At 69.8% G+C, this 18612-nt stretch carries 15 protein-coding genes; 4 read left to right on the top strand and 11 right to left on the bottom strand.

The annotated features are described in order from the left end of the window. Positions 1-55: 55 nt before the first annotated feature. From ACIQAC_RS11765 to ACIQAC_RS11735, 7 genes are all read right to left on the bottom strand, one after another. Positions 56-1519: a catalase gene (locus ACIQAC_RS11765; protein ID WP_402189431.1), complete on the bottom strand. Its 1464-nt coding sequence runs from the start codon at positions 1517-1519 to the stop codon at positions 56-58. A gap of 101 nt (positions 1520-1620) precedes the next feature. After that, positions 1621-3696, bottom strand: coding sequence for a SpoIIE family protein phosphatase (locus ACIQAC_RS11760; RefSeq protein ID WP_402189430.1), 2076 nt, complete (start codon positions 3694-3696; stop codon positions 1621-1623). A 316-nt stretch (positions 3697-4012) separates the two neighbouring features. Then, positions 4013-4705 (bottom strand): DUF402 domain-containing protein, encoded by a 693-nt coding sequence (locus ACIQAC_RS11755; RefSeq protein WP_402189427.1) that lies wholly within the window; start codon positions 4703-4705, stop codon positions 4013-4015. An 83-nt stretch (positions 4706-4788) separates the two neighbouring features. Next, a complete protein-coding gene (locus ACIQAC_RS11750) occupies positions 4789-6198 on the bottom strand; it encodes a class II fumarate hydratase (protein WP_402189425.1) in 1410 nt (469 codons plus the stop codon). Positions 6199-6342: 144 nt separating this feature from the next. Continuing rightward, on the bottom strand, positions 6343-7695 hold the full coding sequence (locus ACIQAC_RS11745; protein ID WP_402190653.1) for a cytochrome P450: 1353 nt from the start codon (positions 7693-7695) through the stop codon (positions 6343-6345). 24 nt (positions 7696-7719) lie between these two features. Continuing rightward, positions 7720-8901: a hypothetical protein gene (locus ACIQAC_RS11740; RefSeq protein ID WP_402189423.1), complete on the bottom strand. Its 1182-nt coding sequence runs from the start codon at positions 8899-8901 to the stop codon at positions 7720-7722. Between the two features lie 370 nt (positions 8902-9271). Then, positions 9272-10939: a fumarate hydratase gene (locus ACIQAC_RS11735; RefSeq protein ID WP_402189421.1), complete on the bottom strand. Its 1668-nt coding sequence runs from the start codon at positions 10937-10939 to the stop codon at positions 9272-9274. Positions 10940-11094: 155 nt separating this feature from the next. Here ACIQAC_RS11735 and ACIQAC_RS11730 point away from each other — a divergent pair, with 155 nt between their 5' ends. Both ACIQAC_RS11730 and ACIQAC_RS11725 read left to right on the top strand, forming a co-directional pair. Further along, positions 11095-11805 (top strand): DUF1707 domain-containing protein, encoded by a 711-nt coding sequence (locus ACIQAC_RS11730; RefSeq protein WP_402189418.1) that lies wholly within the window; start codon positions 11095-11097, stop codon positions 11803-11805. Between the two features lie 258 nt (positions 11806-12063). Further along, positions 12064-12441 carry a WhiB family transcriptional regulator gene (locus tag ACIQAC_RS11725; RefSeq protein ID WP_402189416.1) on the top strand — a complete coding sequence of 126 codons (378 nt, stop codon included), beginning with the start codon at positions 12064-12066 and terminating at the stop codon, positions 12439-12441. A gap of 132 nt (positions 12442-12573) precedes the next feature. On the opposite strand, the gene glpX is transcribed toward ACIQAC_RS11725, so the two are convergent. Next, a complete protein-coding gene (gene glpX / locus ACIQAC_RS11720) occupies positions 12574-13605 on the bottom strand; it encodes a class II fructose-bisphosphatase (RefSeq protein ID WP_402189413.1) in 1032 nt (343 codons plus the stop codon). A gap of 126 nt (positions 13606-13731) precedes the next feature. On the opposite strand from glpX, the gene ACIQAC_RS11715 reads away from it, so the two are divergent. After that, positions 13732-14256, top strand: a complete 525-nt coding sequence (locus ACIQAC_RS11715; protein ID WP_402189411.1) for a DUF4245 domain-containing protein — start codon at positions 13732-13734, stop codon at positions 14254-14256. Between the two features lie 11 nt (positions 14257-14267). On the opposite strand, the gene ACIQAC_RS11710 is transcribed toward ACIQAC_RS11715, so the two are convergent. The 3 genes from ACIQAC_RS11710 to ACIQAC_RS11700 form a co-directional block, all read right to left on the bottom strand. Continuing rightward, on the bottom strand, positions 14268-14498 hold the full coding sequence (locus ACIQAC_RS11710) for an exodeoxyribonuclease VII small subunit (RefSeq protein WP_402189409.1): 231 nt from the start codon (positions 14496-14498) through the stop codon (positions 14268-14270). Positions 14499-14507: 9 nt separating this feature from the next. After that, entirely contained in the window at positions 14508-15716 is a 1209-nt protein-coding gene (gene xseA / locus ACIQAC_RS11705) for an exodeoxyribonuclease VII large subunit (RefSeq protein ID WP_402189407.1), read from the bottom strand. Between the two features lie 354 nt (positions 15717-16070). Further along, a complete protein-coding gene (locus ACIQAC_RS11700) occupies positions 16071-17441 on the bottom strand; it encodes an APC family permease (protein ID WP_402189404.1) in 1371 nt (456 codons plus the stop codon). A 126-nt stretch (positions 17442-17567) separates the two neighbouring features. Between ACIQAC_RS11700 and ACIQAC_RS11695 the strand changes: the two genes are divergently transcribed. Continuing rightward, entirely contained in the window at positions 17568-18602 is a 1035-nt protein-coding gene (locus ACIQAC_RS11695) for a 4-hydroxy-3-methylbut-2-enyl diphosphate reductase (protein ID WP_402189401.1), read from the top strand. Positions 18603-18612 lie beyond the last annotated feature (10 nt).

Here is an 18612-nt window from a genome sequence, read left to right as displayed (position 1 = left end):
CTTTTAGGGGCGCGGGGAACTGCGCGACCAGCCACGACGGCGGGAAAGCCGAACCCTAGGCCCCATTGACCGCACCGGCGACCCGATCCCCCAGCTCCTTGTCCACGTTCCGCCAGTACTGAACCGCGCGATCCAGCACGGGCCGGGACACCCCGTCACTCAAGTGACCGACGATGTTGGAAGCCAGCCGCTCGCGGGCAGCCGCATCCAGCACGTCCCGAACCATCGTCCCGGCCTGCCCGAAGTCGTCGTCCTCCCGATGCAGCGCGTAGGCCTCCCGCACCATCTCCCCGGCCGCCTGCCACCCGGCGATGTCGCCGAACCGGTCGACGTCCGCGGCGGGCCCGCCGTAGGAGTTGGGGGCGTACGGCGCACCGGTGTTGGCCGGCTCGTACCGCATGGGCCCGTCCTTGGCGTAGGAGTTGACCGGCGAGTGGGGCCGGTTGGGCGGCAGCTGGGTGTAGTTGGGGCCGATCCGGTACCGGTGGGTGTCCGGGTAGGAGAAGAGCCGCCCGAGCAGCATCTTGTCCGGCGAGGGTCCGATGCCCGGCACCAGGTTGGACGGCTCGAACGCGGACTGCTCGATGTGGACGAAGTGGTCCTCGGGGTTCTTGTTCAGCGTCATCCGGCCGACCTCGATCAGCGGGTAGTCGCCGTGCGGCCACACCTTGGTCAGGTCGAACGGGTTGAACCGGTAGTCCGGGGCGTCCTCGAACGGCATCACCTGCACGTACATCGTCCAGGACGGATGGTCGCCGCCGGCGATGGAGTCGAACAGGTCCCGCCGGTGCACGTCGGCGTCCTCGCCGGCGAGCCGGTCGGCGTCCTCCTGGGTGAGGAAGTCGATGCCCTGGTCGGTCTTGAGGTGGTACTTGATCCAGAACCGCTCGCCGCCGCCGTTGACCCACATGTAGGTGTGCGACGAGTACCCGTTCATGTGCCGGTAGGTCTTCGGGATGCCGCGGTCGCCCATCAGCCACGTCACCATGTGCGCGGACTCGGGGGACAGGGTCCAGAAGTCCCACTGCATGTCGTGGTCGCGCAGGCCGTTGTCGGGGCGGCGCTTCTGGGAGCGGATGAAGTCCTGGAACTTCTGCGGGTCACGGACGAAGAAGACCGGCGTGTTGTTGCCGACCATGTCGTAGTTGCCGTGTTCCGTGTAGAACTTCAGCGCGAAACCGCGGGGGTCGCGCCAGGTGTCGGGGGAGCCCAGCTCACCCGCGACCGTGGAGAAGCGGGCCAGCATCTCGGTGCGCTTGCCCGGCTGGAGCAGGTCGGCCTTGGTGAACTGGCTGACGTCGTTGGTGACTTCGAAGGTGCCGTACGCGCCGGAGCCCTTGGCGTGCACCACCCGCTCGGGGACCCGTTCCCGGTTGAACTGGGCCATCTTCTCGATCAGATAGTGGTCCTGGAGCAGGATCGGACCGGTCGAGCCGACGGTCAGCGAATGCTCGTCGCTCTCCACCGGGATCCCGGCGTTGCTCGTGGTGTACGGATGGTGCTGGGGCGTCTGCGTCATGAGCGTCCTCCCTCACGAGGTCGTCAGTCGCTTGACTCACCCCAGCCAGTGAACTCCTCCGTCGGTACATCGGCAACTTTTGGACTCGATCCAAGGCTGGTTCAGGTCTGATTGAGCTCGAACCAGACGACCTTCCCGGTGCTCAGCCGTGTCGCGCCCCAGCGCCGGGCCAGCCGGTTGACCAGGTAGAGCCCGCGCCCGCCCTCGTCGGTGGCGCGCGCCTGCCGCAGCCGGGGCAGCTGGGGCACGTCGTCGCCGACCTCGCAGCGCAGCACGTCCGTGCGCAGCAGCCGTAGCGTCACCGGGCGTGAGGCATAGCGCACCGCGTTGGTCACGACCTCGCTGACCAGCAGCTCGACCGAGTCCGACAGCTCCTCAAGACCCCAGCGCTCCAGGGCGCGCCGGGCCAGCCGGCGGGCCTTGCCGGGCGCCGCGTCCTCCGGCTCCAGGAACCAGTACGCGACGTCGTTCGGCGCGATCCCGTCGAAGCGGGCGGCGAGCAGCGCGATGTCGTCGTCCCGGTCGCCCGGTCCGAGCATGTCGAGCACCTCGTCGCAGAGCGCTTCCAGCGGCGGCGGATGGTCGGGTCCCGTGAGCTGCGCGGTCGCGGCGAGCTTCTCGCGCAGCTGCTCTATCCCGGTCCAGACGTCCCGCAGCCGGGACTCCACGAGCCCGTCGGTGTAGAGGAGCAGGGTCGCTCCGGCGGGCGCGTCCAGCTCCACGGCCTCGAAGTCCACACCGCCGACGCCGATCGGGGCGCCCGCGGGCACCCGCAGCACCTCCGCGCGTCCGCCGAGGTGCAGCAGGACGGGCGGGGGATGCCCGGCGTTGGCGATGGTGATGCGGTGCGATACCGGGTCGTAGACCGCGTAGAGGCAGGTCGCCATGCGGTCGGTGCCCAGGCGCTGGGCCTGCTCGTCGAGGTGGTGCAGGACCTCCTGCGGCGGCAGGTCGAGCCCGGCGAGCGTCTGGGCCGTGGTGCGCAGCTGGCCCATGATGGCCGCCGACGTCATGGAGTGGCCCATGACGTCCCCGACGACCAGCGCGACCCGGCTGCCGGGCAGCGGGATCGCGTCGTACCAGTCGCCGCCGACGCGCGCCGTCTCGGCGGCCGGCAGATAGCGGGACGCGAGGCGCACGCCGGTCGGGCGGGGGAGGGTCTCGGGAAGCATGGTGCGCTGAAGCTCGTCGGCGATGTACGCCTCACGGCCGTACAGCACCGCCTTGTCGATGCCCAGCGCGCTGTGCGTGGCGAGCTGCGCGGCGACCAGCAGGTCGTCGGGTTCGAACGCGAGCCGCTCCGGGCGGCGCAGGAACACCGCCGCGCCGATCACCCGGCGACGGCCCCGCAGCGGCGCGAGAATCGCCCGCTGACCGGCGGGTACGACGAGTTCGGCGTCGTCGCCGAGCAGCTCGGGCAGCGCGGCGCGGGCGGCGGCCGCGTCGGCGAAGACCGGCCGGACCCCGCGCAGCACCTCCGCGAGGGCGCCGCCGGGCCGTACCTCGCACAGTTCCGCGGTGACCGCGGACAGCTCGCTGGGCTCGGGCGCCTGCGCGGGCAGGAAGCCGCCCTCGGTGTCGCGCTCCTCGGGGATCCGGTCGGTGCGGCGCAGCCGCAGCACCACAGGACCCGTCGGCCGCTCGTCGCCGACCGGCAGCGGATCGCGCAGATAGACCAGGATCGCGTCGGCGAAGGTCGGCACGGTCGCCCGGCACAGGCCCATCACGATCTCGTCCAGGTCCATGCCGCGGGCGATCCGCCGGGTCGCCGCGCCCACGAACCGCAGCCGGTCGCCGTCCCGGCGCATCGGCGTCGGCTTGGCACCCGGCACGTTCTGCCCGGTGCGCCGCTCCTGGCCCACGGGGCGCCCGGCGGCGTCCGGCTGCACCGGGATGCCCTCCGGGGCGGGACGCGGGCGGTGGTCGCCCACACCCTGCTTCGCGCGCGCCGGAGGGGCCACCAGGGGCTCGTCGGCGGCCGGCTGGGAGTGCTCGGACCCCACGCCGGTCTCCGGCGTCACGGGCGCGCCCGGCGACGGTGTCTCACCGGTCCGCGCCTGCGCGGGTCCGGCGAGGTCGCCGGGGGCGCGCTGCGGGGTGTGCAGGAGCGCCCCGCGGGGGTCCGCGGGGTCGACGCCCGGCTGGGGGCGTTCATAGGAGGTGGGATTCTCCGTCACGCGTGTCGCATCCGTCCGTCGGGGGCCGCGCGTCGCGCCTGTTGGTGGGCGCCGCGCCGCGCGTGTTCGTCCCGCAGAAGTCCCGATACCCGGAATACGTGCCCCAGGAACGGAATTACCGCGTGGTCAGAGGCTGTTCCTGTGCTTTCGGCCGACTGTGTGCGGCCCGCACGGCTGTTGCCCTGGTCCCGCTCGATCACGTCCTGCCGCCCCTCGGTGACATCTGGTCAGACTCCGTGCACGCTCCGGCAGTTGCTGCCGCGCTCCCTTGCGGAGGACGATCCTACGTTTCTTGCCCGGGGGCGCATCAAGGGTCTCATGAGGACACATGCGCGGGCGTACGGTCCCAGTCGTCCGGCAAGGACGGTACCGCCCAGGCTGGGTCCGGGCGCCAGTGCTCCCAGCCGTCCGAGAACGGCGGGCCCCAGGCGCGGATCACCTCCACGGCCGCCGACCCCGCCGCGCGCACCCGTCCGGCCAGCGCGGAGTCGACGAGTCCGTCCCGCTGCGCCTGGGCGAACTCGTCCTCGTCGATCCACCGCCACGTACGGTCCGGGTCCACGGAGATGTCCAGAAAATGGTCCTCGGAGTCCACTCCGCCGTCCCAACGGAACAGCGGCTCCTCCAGGTTGACGTACCAGTTCTTGAACCGCCAGCCCGGCTCCCAGAACAGCCACACCGACCAGGGCTCGCCCGGTCTCGCCAGCTTCAGCACACCCGTGCCGAACCAGTGGTCGAGCCGGACCGAGCGCGGCTTGGTGTAGCGGCTCTCCAGGGGCTCCTGGTGGACGGGTGTGCCGTCGGCCAGCACCGGGCGCACACACTGGGTGCCCGGGGCCAGCCAGACGGCGAGCAGGTCGGCGTCGTCGCGTACGACGGTGACGGGCCGGGCGATGTGGAAGCGCGCCCCCGCGTTCTCCCGGTAGCGCCACAGGATCTGGCTGCCGGGAGTCCAGTATCTGGTGCTTCCGCCCGCTTCCACCGCTCTCACCGTTCCGTCGTCCGCCATGCGCAGATATTAGGTGTCATTGGCATACGACGCTGCGGTCCTCGTCACGGTTCACCCGAGAGTCATCGCGCCGGAACCGCCCGTCACGGGCGCGTCATACGCAGGACGTCCAGCGCCTCGTCCAGCTGGCGCTCGGTGAGAGCGCCCTTCTCGACGTAGCCGCCCTCCAGGACGACCTGCCGGATGGTCTTCCGCTCGGCGAGGGCCTTCTTGGCCACCTTCGCGGCCTCCTCGTAGCCGATGTACTTGTTCAGCGGGGTGACCACGGACGGGGACGACTCGGCGTACTCCCGGGCCCGCTCACGGTCGGCGGTGATGCCGTCGACCGTGCGGTCGGCGAGCAGCCGCGACACATTGGCCAGAAGCCGCACCGATTCCAGAATGTTCCTGGCGATCACCGGCAGCATCACGTTCAGCTCGAAGTTGCCCGCGGCGCCCGCGGTGGCGACGGTCGCGTCGTTGCCGATCACCTGGGCGCAGACCATCAGGACGGCCTCGGGGATCACCGGGTTGACCTTGCCGGGCATGATCGAGGAGCCCGGCTGGAGGTCGGGCAGCGCGATCTCGGCGAGGCCGGTGCGCGGACCGGACGACATCCACCGCAGATCGTTGGCGATCTTGGTGAGGCCGACCGCGACGGTCCGCAGCTGCCCGCTGGTCTCGACGATGCCGTCCCGCGCGCCCTGCGCCTCGAAGTGGTCGCGCGCCTCCGTCAGTGGCAGCCCGGTGACCCGGGCGACCTCCTCGATGACGGCGGCGGAGAACCCGGGCGGGGTGTTGATGCCGGTACCGACCGCGGTGCCGCCCAGCGGCAGCTCCGCGAGACGCGGCAGCGAGGCGGTCAGCCGCTCGACGCCGTACCGCACCTGGGCCGCGTACCCGCCGAACTCCTGGCCCAGGGTGACGGGCGTGGCGTCCATGAGGTGGGTCCGGCCCGACTTCACCACGTCGGCGAACTCCTCCGCCTTGCGCTCCAGGGACGCGGCGAGATGCTCCAGGGCGGGGATCAGATCGCGGGTCACGGCGGCCGTGGCGGCGATGTGGATGGAGGACGGGAACACGTCGTTCGACGACTGCGAGGCGTTGACGTGGTCGTTCGGATGGACGTCCCGGCCGAGCCGCTCGGTGGCGAGGGTGGCGACGACCTCGTTGGTGTTCATGTTGGACGAGGTGCCGGAGCCCGTCTGGAACACGTCGATCGGGAAGTGCGCGTCCCACCTGCCCTCGGCGACCTCGCCGGCCGCCTCCTGGATCGCCTCGGCGATGTCCTTGTCGAGCACCCCGAGGCGCGCGTTCACCTTCGCCGCGGCGCCCTTGATGCGGGCCAGCGCCTCGATGTGGGCCCGCTCGATGCGCTGCCCGGAGATCGGGAAGTTCTCGACGGCACGCTGGGTCTGCGCCCGCCACTTCGCGTCCGCGGGGACCCGCACCTCTCCCATCGAGTCGTGCTCGACGCGGTAGTCCTGCTGGTCGTCGCCGGCGGTCGTGGTCATCGTGCTCCTACCTCCATGAAGTGCGTGGGCCCCGCTCGGGAAGCGCGCCGCCCGGGGGACCTATTCCCCGCCTCGCACCCGTCGCCTTCTCCACATGCCGAAGGCCCCGGCCGTGGCCGGGGCCCCTGGGGCTGTTCGTGGCCCCTACGGGCGGGAACTCGCGAGGCTCGGAGTTCGCTTCGCGACCCGGAGGAGAAGGCGACGCGGGTGGTTGACCGTCGCCAGGGACGCGGTACGCAGGTCAGAGCGCGGAAGACACTCAAAACGCCATGTCCGCACCATTGTGGCCAGGGCGATCACCATCTCGGTCATGGCGAAGTTGTCACCTATGCACTTGCGGGCACCCCCGCCGAAGGAGGTGAAGGATCCGCGTGGTGCCGAGGGTGTCCGTTCGCGGAGCCATCGATCGGGATCGTATTCCCGGGGACGGTCGAACACGTCGGCGCGGCTCTGAACCGCCGGTGGGCTGAAGATGACCGTGGTGCCGGCCTTCAGGTGCCGGCCGGCCAACTCCACCCCCTCCGTGGTCACTCGCGTGAACAGCCAGCCCGGCGGATGGCGCCGCAGCGATTCCGTGATCACTCGCTGGGTGTACGGAAGTGCTTCCACATCACCCCAGTGGGCCGTTCTCCCCTGGACGACGGTATCCACCTCTTCTTGGAGCCGGGTCATGAGCTCCGGCTGGAGAGACAGTGAGTGGAGGGCCCAGGCCAGACATGCGGGCACGGTCTCGGACGCGGCCAGCAGGAGCGAGACGACCTGGTCATGTATCTCCGAGTCATCCAGTCCCACGCCGCTCTCCTCGTCTGTCGAGGAAATGAGCATCGACATGAGATCGCCGTGGTCCACCCCACTCTCCCGGTATTGGGAAATGATCCTTCCCACGGTTTCATGGAGGTATTCGAGAGCCCGTTTGTAGCGTCGGTTGGCGGCTGTCGGAAGGTTCTGAAGACCGTGCGGCATGAACATGGTCTTGACGATGCGGTGGAGTGCGATCTCAAACGAATCCCGAATGTTCGTGATCTCGGATTCGCTGACGGTGCTGCCGGTGAAGAGAGTGCGCGTCGAGATGCGCAGTCCGAGGTCACAGAGCACCGGGAAGGTGTCGATGACCTGCCCGTCCTGCCAGGAGTGGGTGAGCCCGTCCACCTCGTCCTCCATCACGGCGGCATAGTGTCTGATCCGCTCGTGACGGAAGGCGGGCTGAATCAGCCGACGCTGCCTGCGGTGGTGGCTGTGCGGGCAGCTTCCGAGGCCGTTTCCCACCACGGCGCCGGCCCGCTCGAACAGGAGCCCACCCTTGTCGAACGTACGGTCGTTGGTGAGCACCTGTCGGATCAGCGTGGGATGGCACGGCACATATGCGGGGGTCGGACCCAGCCGGATCTCCACGAGATCGCCGTATGTCGACAGCGACTCAAGGAATTCGATGGGGCGCCGCATCAGCGGCCACAGATGTCCGACAACCGGAAGCGGCCGAGGCGCTGAACCGGTGATGAAATTCCCGGGAATGAGAACCCCCTATCGCTGCATCTGCGATGCGGCGGGCCTGGAAGGGCGGGCGACGTCCGACAGCGTTGCCACTGGTGTCAGGGGTGTGCGGGGCAGCCTCGTCACGAGGGGTGGTGCCATCGCCTCGACGGGGCGGAGTTGTCGCCACCACCAGGCGATGGAGGGGACGGGCAGCGGGCGTTGGTCGTGGACGCTCGGCTCTGCCGCGAGAGATCGGGGCAGGTGCGCGGGGTTCTCCGGATTCCGGTAGCGGGCCGTGGCCATTCCCCAGTCCAGATGTCCCCTGATCCAGGAGGACAGTCCGGTGAGGTAGCGAAGGAGGTCCGGTCCGGCGTCCGCGGCGACCTGTTCTCGAAGGCGGAGAAACAGATCCAGTGCGCGATCCCGCATCTCCACGGCCTGAGCGACCGCCTCGGCCGGAGAGCAGTTGTTCTCTCGGGAGAGGACGGTGACCAGGTTGTGATCGGCGCCGCCCCGAATGACTTCCTTGTGATAGGTGAGGACATCGTTGTCCCAGCCCACGATGGCGCAGACCATCTCGTTCAGCGCCCATATCTCGGGGCGCTCGAGTTCTGCGGGTGGAAGTTCGTATCCGTCCGCCACGTCGAGCAGCATGAGGGTCGGTTTCACCGCGCCGGAGTGAATGCGCAGGGTGACGTACGTGTCGAGATCCGGGACCAGGTGCCGTTGGTTCTGGATCGCGACACCCGTGTTCGCGAGGAAGTAGGCCTGCATGGCCGATGCCCACCGTGCGACCTGGACCGGTGTGGCGACTTCTTCCAGTTGGCGGCGGAGGTCCGCGAGGGTTGCCAGGATCGGGTTGGCGGCGCTGCGGCCGGACGGAGCTTCGACGACGCGGGCCAGATCGCAGAGCAGCAGGGTCAGGTTTCCGGCGGAGAGATCGTCGCCGGCCTCGTCGCACTCCAGATCATCGAATGCCCAGAGCCAGAAGAGCAGGTTGGCGGCGGCCTGGAGGGCGGGGCCCCTGGGTGCCCGGGGCATCACATGCGCCGGGAGCATCCCGGGCTTGGCGCTGACATAGCGCTTCCACTGCTTTTCGCAGTTGTACAACCTGAATCCGGACAGCCACTTCAATCCTGCCTTGTTGATCTCTTCGGCATCCGGATGGACCGCGAACGGAATGGGGCAGTAAAGACGAGGAATTCTCGTCACGGGTACGGTGTCCGTCATACTCAAAACCTTCGGGCGCTTGAATCCAAAGAAAGCTCTGCTGGTTGTTCGCTTTCCTGGGCAGATGCCAGCCGCAACACCGCTCTTCTGGGGAAACCATGATTTTCAGAGGGTGGCTGATCGATGCATAGGACATTGGCAGCACCGTCATGTCACGGTCAAGCCGTGTGCGGCGTTGGGTGGGGGTCCCTCAAGTGGTCTGCCCGATGGGGAAGTTCGGCAGTAAAGGTGCCGTGTCGGCCCGTACTCCCTGGTAGGATTGATTCTTTTTATTCGACGCAGATCATGACCGTGTGACCGTGTGGCCGTGGAAGCAGGGCGCCCCCGCCGGCACGGGGCCGACGGGGGCGGGTGGGAGCAAGCGGGCCGGCTACTGCGCCAGGCCGGGACCTCGGACCGGAATCGACGTGAAGGTCGGCGCGGGCGCGGGATCCTGGAAGAAGTCATTCCCCTTGTCGTCCACAACGACGAACGCGGGGAAGTCCTCGACCTCGATCTTCCACACCGCCTCCATCCCCAACTCCTCGTACTCGACGACCTCGACCTTCTTGATGCAGTCCTGTGCGAGCCGCGCGGCCGGCCCACCGATGGACCCGAGATAGAACCCCCCATGGGTGCCACACGCGTTGGTGACCTGCGCGGACCGGTTCCCCTTGGCCAGCATCACCTTCGACCCGCCGGCCGCCTGGAACTGCTCCACGTAGGAGTCCATCCGCCCGGCGGTGGTCGGCCCGAAGGACCCGGACGCGTACCCCTCGGGGGTCTTCGCGGGCCCGGCGTAGTACACCGGATGATCCTTCAGGTACTGCGGCATCCCCTCACCCGCGTCCAACCGCTCCTTGATCTTGGCGTGCGCGATGTCGCGCGCCACGACGAGCGGCCCGCTGAGGGACAGCCGGGTCTTGACGGGGTACTTCGTCAGCTCGGCGAGGATGTCGTCCATCGGCTGGTTGAGGTCGATACGGACGACGTCGGACTCGTCGAGATGCTCGTCGGTGGTCTCCGGCAGGAACCGTGCGGGGTCCGTCTCCAACTGCTCCAGGAAGACCCCCTCGGCGGTGATCTTCGCGACGGCCTGCCGGTCGGCGGAGCAGGACACGGCGATCGCGACGGGGCACGAGGCGCCGTGCCGCGGCAGCCGCACCACCCGTACGTCGTGGCAGAAGTACTTGCCCCCGAACTGCGCGCCGATCCCGATCCGCTGCGTCAGCTCGAAGACCTTCTGCTCCAGCTCCTTGTCCCGGAAGCCGTGCCCGAGCGCGGACCCCTCGGAGGGGATCTCGTCGAGGTAGTGCGCGGAGGCGTACTTGGCGGTCTTCAGCGCGTACTCCGCGGACGTGCCGCCCACCACGATCGCGAGGTGGTACGGGGGACAGGCGGCGGTCCCCAGCGAACGGATCTTCTCCTCCAGGAACTTCATCATGGAGGCCTCGTTCAGGACGGCCTTCGTCTCCTGGTAGAGGAACGACTTGTTGGCGGAGCCGCCGCCCTTCGCCATGAACAGGAACTTGTACGCGCCGCCGTCGGTCGCGTACAGCTCGATCTGCGCGGGCAGGTTGGACCCGGTGTTCTTCTCGTCCCACATGGTCAGCGGGGCCATCTGCGAGTACCGCAGGTTGAGGTTGAGGTACGCGTCGTAGATACCGCGCGACAGCGCGGCCTCGTCGCCGCCCGACGTCAGCACGTTCTGCCCGCGTTTGCCCATGACGATCGCCGTACCGGTGTCCTGGCACATCGGCAGCACACCCGCGGCCGCGATGTTGGCGTTCTTCAGCAGGTCGAGGGCGACGAACTTGTCGTTGCCCGACGCCTCGGGGTCGTCGATGATCCGCCGCAGCTGCGCGAGGTGGGCCGGGCGCAGGTAGTGCTGGATGTCGTGGATCGCCTCCTCGGCGAGCTTGCGCAGCGCCTCGGGCTCGACCTTGAGGAACGTCCGCCCGTCGGCCTCGAAGGTGGAGACACCCTCGGCGGTCACCAGCCGGTACGGGGTGGTGTCCTCTCCCGTCGGGAGCAGATCGGTGTACTCAAAGTCAGGCATCTCGCCCATTCCTCACTTGCGGCAGACAGCGGCTGGCATCCATTGGCAGCGTCCACCAGCGTAGGACGTGCCACCGACAAGGGTCCGGTGAGGTAAGGCTCAGTTCGTGAATCCGGGGGGTGTCGCGATCTATCGTGTTTGGGTACGCTGCTCTCGTGGACCTTCAGAAGCAGAGCAGCCCCCAGGCGCCGGCCCGTCCCGAGACCGAGGTGGCGCCCGCCGAGCTGCGCGCCTCCGACGCCGAGCGGGACCGCATCGCGGACATCCTGCGCGAGGCGATGGCCGAGGGCCGGCTCACCGCCGACGAGCACGCCGAGCGGATCGAGGGGGTCTACCGCGCCAAGACGGTCGGTGAGCTGGAGCCGCTGATCCGGGATCTGCCGGGCGCCCATCAGGAGGCGGGGCGCCGGCCGTTCACCGCCGCGCCGAGCCGTCCGACGCAGGGCGCGATCCCGGCCGAGGCCGACGACAACGTGGTGGCGGTGTTCAGCAGCGCGGTCCGCAAGGGACGCTGGCGCGCGGGCCGCCGTATCCACGCCTACGCGGTCTTCGGCAGTGTGGAGATAGACCTCAGCGAGGCCCTCTTCGAGTACCAGCAGGTGGTGGTCAAGGCCTTCTCGGTCTTCGGCAACGTCGAGATCCGGGTCCCGGAGAACATCTCGCTGCGCGGCACGGGCGGCGGTGTGCTGGGCAACTTCGAGGTGGACACGGTCGATTCGACCGATCCGGACGCGCCCGTGGTCTTCGTCGACGGTTGGGCGGTCCTCGGCAACATCGAGGCGAAGCCCAAGCGGGGCAAGCTCGTCGCGGACATCATCGACCGTGTGCAGCGCAAGGTCGACAGGAGTTTGCGCAAGCACTTGTGATCATTGACGGTCGTGAACGCGGATCATTGCCGCGAGCGAACCGGAGGCCACCGGAGACCGGCCGCACCCGGACCGCACCGGCCGCGACCACGGCTCTCAACTCGCCCTGACTCGCCCTGAATCGAACCGGTCCGCACCCCGCACCGCACAAGAACCGCCACGTTCCGGCTGTTGGGAACTCCCTGCATAGGCGCGCGCACAGCGGGTAGACCTTGCTGCATCGTCTCTCGCTCGCGAAGCCGTCGTCAGGAGTAGACCGTGCTGCAACCGCCGCATTCGTCCCTTCAGGTAGCTGCCGTTCCGGCCCAGCGGGGGCCGGCGCGAGACAGGGACCAAGACGCACCCTGGCACACCGAAGCGGTGTGCCGGCGCGACGAGGCCGGGCTGTTCTTCGCGCCGTCCAAGGAGCCCACCGCCGCCCGGCTCTCCCGCGAGGAGGCCGCCAAGCGGGTCTGCGCCCGCTGTCCGGTGATGGTCGAGTGCCGGGAGCACGCGCTGCTCCAGCCCGAGCCGTACGGCGTCTGGGGCGGGCTCACCGCGGCCGAGCGCCGAGTGGTGCTGGCCCGTCGGCGCCGGCGCGACATGGAACTCAAGAAGGCCACGCGCTCGGCAAGCCCGATCGCCGCCGCAGGCTGAGAAGAGGGGCGCCCCCACCGCACCGGGGACGCCCCTTCTCTGCCACCCGCGACGGGCCGCGTCGCGACTACCGTCGGGTGGGGGCTGGTCGCACATTTCCCCGCGCCCCCCCCGCAGGGGCAACGCCGGGTCCTACTTGGCGCGCCCGAAGTCCACCGCGCTGTACGCCCGCAGCTTGCTGAGCCGATGCTCGGAGTCGATCCGCCGCACGGTCCCCGACTTGGACCGCATCACGATGGAGTCGGTCGTCGCGGTCTCCGACAGATACCGCACACCCCGCAGCAACTCCCCGTCCGTGATCCCGGTCGCCACAAAGAACACGTTCTCCCCGGACACCAGGTCGTCGGTCATCAGCACCCGGTCCAGATCATGCCCGGCATCGATCGCCCGCTGCCGCTCCTCGTCGTCCTTGGGCCACAACTTGCCCTGGATCGTGCCCCCGAGACACTTCACGGCACAGGCCGAGATGATCCCCTCCGGCGTACCGCCGATCCCGAGCAGCAGGTCCACGCCGGTGCCCTCGCGCAGCGCGTAGATCGACCCGGCGACATCACCGTCGGAGATCAGCTTGATGCGCGCACCCGCCTCACGGATCTCCTGGATGATGCCCTGGTGCCGCGGCCGGTCGAGCACCACGACGGTCACGTCCTCGGGCTGGCGCCGCTTCGCCTTGGCGACCCGCTTGATGTTCACGGCCACCGGCGCGTTGATGTCGACGAACTCCGCGGCCTCGGGGCCGGCGACCAGCTTGTCCATGTAGAACACGGCCGACGGGTCGAACATCGACCCGCGCTCGGCGGCGGCCAGCACGGCGATCGCGTTCGGCATGCCCTGCGCGGTGAGGGTCGTACCGTCGATCGGGTCGACGGCGATGTCGCACTCGGGCCCGGTGCCGTCACCGACGCGCTCGCCGTTGAAGAGCATCGGCGCCTCGTCCTTCTCACCTTCTCCGATGACGACGACGCCGTTCATGGACACGGTGGACACGAGGGTGCGCATGGCACGCACCGCGGCACCGTCGGCGCCGTTCTTGTCGCCGCGTCCGACCCAGCGGCCGGCGGCCATCGCCGCGGCCTCGGTCACCCGGACCAGTTCGAGGGCCAGGTTGCGGTCGGGGGCTTCGGAGGGGACATCGAGTTCGGACGGCAAGTGATGCTCGGTCATCGAGGCGCACCTTTCTGATACGACGACGGCCGGATGAGGGTTCGGCGTCGACTCTATCCCCAGGTCGACAAAATGAGCAGGGGCCCCCACGGATGAGCGGACCGGGGCACCTGCGACGATAGGGGCGTGGCAGGTACGAACGGCAGGCAGAAGACGGCCCGGGACATGATTCTCTCCCTGGGCGTGATCGTGCTGGCGGCATGGGTCATTTACCTCTTCATCCCGCACGACGACAGCGCTCCCGACCTCAAACCGGTGGACTACAGGGTGGAGCTGCTGACGGCCCAGCGCGCGGCGTCGTACCCGGTCGCCGCGCCCGAGGGGCTGCCCGCCACCTGGAAGGCCACCTCCGTCCGCTACAAGGGGCAGGACGCCGAGGCATGGCACCTGGGCTTCCACGCGCCCGACGGTGAGTACGTCGCGGTCGAGCAGTCGACTCAGAAGCGGCGCGAGTTCATCGACGCGGCCAGCCAGGGCGGCACCGAGACGAAGACCGTCCAGGAGATCGGCGGCCGCACCTGGACCCGCTACACCGGCGGCCGCTACGACGCGCTGGTACTGGAGAAGACCGACGCCTCGACGACGGTGATCGTCGGCACGGGCACGCTGGGCCAGCTGACGACGATGGCCAAGGCCCTGAAGCTGGGCTGACGCCCGTCCCCCTACTCCTCTTCCGCACCCTCCGCGGACCCCTCCTCGGCGAGCGCCGCGTCCAGCCGGGCCCGCGCGCCCTCCAGCCAGCGGCGGCACACCTTGGCCAGCTCCTCGCCGCGCTCCCACAGCGCGAGCGACTCCTCCAGCGTCGTACCGCCCGCCTCCAGACGCCGTACGACGTCGATCAGCTCGTCGCGCGCCTGCTCGTAGCCGAGCGCCTCATCCACCTTGCTGCTCATCCGCCCACCCTAGACATCCACCCGTACGGAGAACTCACCTTCGGCCACCCGTGCCCGCAGCGCCTCGTCGGCCGTGACCTCCTGCGGATCGCGGACCACATGGCCGTCGGACCGCTGGAGCACCGCGTACCCCCGCTTCAGGGTCGCCGCCGGGGACAGCGCCACCACGCGCGCGTGCGTGTGCGTCAGCTCCGAGTCGGCGCGGTCCAGCAGATGCCCCAGCGTGCGGCGGCCCCGGGCAAGCAGCGCGTCCACCTGGTCGGCGCGCTCGTCGATCATCCGGTGCGGGTCCTGTATCGACGGCCGGGTCAGCGCGTGCGTCAGACCGCGCTCCTCGCGCTCGACGTACGCCTCCACACAGCGCCGCGCCCGTGCGCGCAACTGCCGCACCCGCTCCAGCTCCTCACCCACGTCCGGTACGACCTTCTTGGCCGCGTCGGTCGGGGTCGAGGCCCGCAGGTCCGCCACGTAGTCCAGCAGCGGGGTGTCCGGCTCGTGCCCGATCGCGGAGACGACGGGTGTGCGGCACGCGGCGACCGCGCGGACCAGCTGCTCGTCGGAGAACGGCAGCAGGTCCTCCACGCTGCCGCCGCCGCGCGCGACGATGATCACGTCCACGTCGGCGTGCTCGTCGAGCTCCTTCACGGCCTGCACGACCTGCGGCACCGCGTGCACACCCTGCACAGGCACGTTGCGCACCTCGAAGCGGACCGCGGGCCAGCGGTGCCGCGCGTTCTCCAGGACGTCCCGCTCCGCCGCGGAGGCGCGTCCGCAGACCAGCCCCACGAGCTGCGGCAGAAACGGCAGCGGGGTCTTGCGCTCGGGCGCGAACAACCCCTCACCGGCCAGCTTCTTCTTCAACTGCTCCAGCCGCGCGAGCAGTTCACCCACCCCGACAGGCCGGATCTCGGCGGCCCGCAACGACAGCTGGCCCCTCGGCGCGTACCACTCCGGCTTCGCCAGTACGACGACCCGGGCGCCCTCGCTCACCACGTCGGCGACGGCGTCGAACACCTGGCGGTAGCAGGTCACGCTCACGGAGATGTCGTGCGAGGGGTCCCGCAGGGTCAGGAACACCACGCCGGCGCCTGGGCGGCGCGACAGCTGGGTGATCTGCCCCTCGACCCACACCGCGCCCAGCCGGTCGATCCATCCCCCGATCAGCCGGGACACCTCCCCCACGGGGATGGGCGCCTCGGCGGAAGTGTTCATTGCCATACCGCCGAGCGTATCGGCCACAACTGACACCCGACCCGACCCACTGACTCCGACCGCGGGTCGGTGGGGGCTGGTCGCGCAGTTCCCCGCGCCCCTGGGTCGGCACAACGGCTGCCAACCGAGCAGTTCCCTCGGCTCCCTCGCCGCAGTTGCGGGCAGGCGTGCTGTTCCCTTGGCTCCCTCGCCGCAGTTGCGGGCAGGCGTGCCGCAGGGCGGCACGGGTGGGCGCAGCGGCACCCCGCTCGCGCCGGGTTGCGCAACGCCCCGCCCTCAGCCCCGACGCCGGGCGGCTATTCGGCGGGCTCCCGGCCCCACGCCGGGCACAGGTGAAGCCCCGGCATTCGCACGCCGTAGCTATCCACCCACCCCAGCGGAGCGCCCCCGCTGGGCCGTCAGCACCACCAACCCCACCGCGAACCACACCGCCCCCACCACCTGCGCCGCCCCCGACGCCTCCACAATCACCGCCACAGTGATCGCCGCCCCCAACACCGGCACCACCGCATGCCGCCACCAACTCACCGCCCCACCCCGCCGCCGCACCACAAACCACCCCACGACGCTCGCATGCAGCAGCGTGAACGCCGTCAACGCGCCCACATCCACCACCGACACCAGGTGATCCATCCCGTCGTCCCGCCGAGCCGCCCACACCGCCGCCACCATCGTGATCACGGCCGCACACAGCACGGCCACCCGCGGCACCCCGGCGTCCGTCTTCGCCAGCACGCGCGGCAACCGCCGCTCCCGCCCCATCGCGAACAGCAGCCGCCCCGCCGCGGCCTGCCCCGCCAGCGCCGCGAACGCCGCCCCGATCGCCTTGCTCACGGCGACCAGGTCGTGCAGCCACGTCCCCACCGACACGTCCACGGCGTCGTAGAAGGCGGACCCCTGCTTCGCCGGATCGGCGGCCAGCTCCGCCGAGGACACCGGCTCCAGCAGCGCCACCAGATACGTCTGCGCGATGAACAGCACACCCGCCAGCGCGAGACAGAACAGCACCGCGCGGGCGACCTTCGCGGACCCCCCGGTGACCTCCTCCGCGAAGGAGGCGATCGCGTCGAACCCGAGATACGACAGCACGGCCACCGACACCGCCCCCAGCACCGCCGACAGCGCGAACGCCCCCTGCGAGCCGTCCCCCGAGAACGGCGACAGCCACCCCCGCTCGGCCCCGTCGCGCGCGAGCACCACGATCGCGGAGACCGTGAACACCAGCAGAACGACGATCTCCATCGCCAGCACCAGAAAACCCACCCGCGCGGCGGCCCGTACGCCCCACAGGTTCAGCAGTGTCGTGACGACCACGGCGATCGCCGTCCACACCCAGCGCGAGACCTCCGGGACCAGCGCCTCCATGGCGATCCCGGAGAACAGATAGGCCACCGCCGGGATGAGCAGGTAGTCCAGCATCGCCATCCACCCGGCGACGAACCCCGCCTCCTTGCCGAGCGCCACGCGCGCGTAGGCGAACACCGAGCCCGCCTGCGGCACCACCCGCACCATCTGCGCGTAGCTGAACGCGGTGAACGCCATCGCGACCGTCGCCACCACGTAGACCAGCGCGACCGCGCCGTGCGACTTCGCGTCCAGCGTGCCGAAGATGCCGACCGGCGCCATGGGCGCGATGAACAGCAGCCCGTAGACCACCAGGTCGCGGAAGCCGAGACTGCGCCGCAGCCGCTGCTCACCGGGTGGGGGAGCGGTGGTGCCGGTGTCGGACATCAGTGCCTCCGCGATCGTGGTCCACCGGGCGGAGGCCGCGCCGCGCGGCACCCGTCCAGGCCGTGGGCCAGTCTCTCCGGTGATCGAGCGAGGAGGCGATTCTGACCCGCCGGACACGGCCGTACGATGGGTCGCATGACTGCTTCGACTGGCCGCCGTGTCCTGCTCGCCGCCCCCCGTGGCTACTGCGCGGGCGTGGACCGCGCGGTGATCGCTGTCGAGAAAGCCCTGGAGCAGTACGGGGCTCCGATCTATGTCCGGCACGAGATCGTGCACAACAAGTACGTCGTGCAGACCCTCGAGAAGAAGGGCGCCATCTTCGTCGAACGGACGGAGGAGGTCCCCGAGGGGAACATCGTGATGTTCTCCGCGCACGGCGTCGCCCCGGTCGTCCACGAGGAGGCCCAGCGCGGCCGGCTCGCCACCATCGACGCGACCTGCCCCCTCGTCACCAAGGTCCACAAGGAAGCGGTCCGTTTCGCGAGCGAGGACTACGACATCCTGCTGATCGGCCACGAGGGCCACGAGGAGGTCATCGGCACCTCCGGCGAGGCCCCCGACCACATCCAGCTGGTCGACGGCCCCGCGGACGTCGCCAAGGTCGAGGTCCGCGACGAGTCGAAGGTGGTCTGGCTCTCCCAGACCACGCTCTCCGTCGACGAGACCATGGAGACCGTCGACGCCCTGAAGACGAAGTTCCCGGGCCTGATCTCCCCGCCCAGCGACGACATCTGCTACGCCACGCAGAACCGTCAGCTGGCCGTGAAGCAGATGGGCGCCGAGGCCGAGCTGGTCATCGTGGTCGGCTCCCGCAACTCCTCGAACTCCAAGCGGCTCGTCGAGGTCGCCAAGCTGGCCGGCTCCCGCGAGGCCTACCTGGTGGACTTCGCCAGCGAGATCGAGGAGGCCTGGCTGGAGGGCGTCGCCACGGTCGGTGTCACCTCGGGCGCGTCCGTGCCGGAGGTGCTCGTCGAGGAGGTCCTCGAGTGGCTCTCCGTGCGTGGTTACGCCGATGTGGAGCTGGTCAGGGCGGCCGAGGAGTCCATCACGTTCTCGCTCCCGAAGGAGCTGCGCCGGGACCTGCGCGACGAGGCGGCGGCGCTGGTCGCCGAACGCGGCGGCGCCGGGGCGGTCGGCTCCGATCAGCGGTCCGGGGAGTGACTGTCAGTCC

Origin of the sequence: Streptomyces sp. NPDC088387 (assembly GCF_044753385.1) — a bacterium.
GTDB lineage: Bacteria > Actinomycetota > Actinomycetes > Streptomycetales > Streptomycetaceae > Streptomyces.
This window is presented reverse-complemented; position numbering and strand designations above follow the sequence as displayed.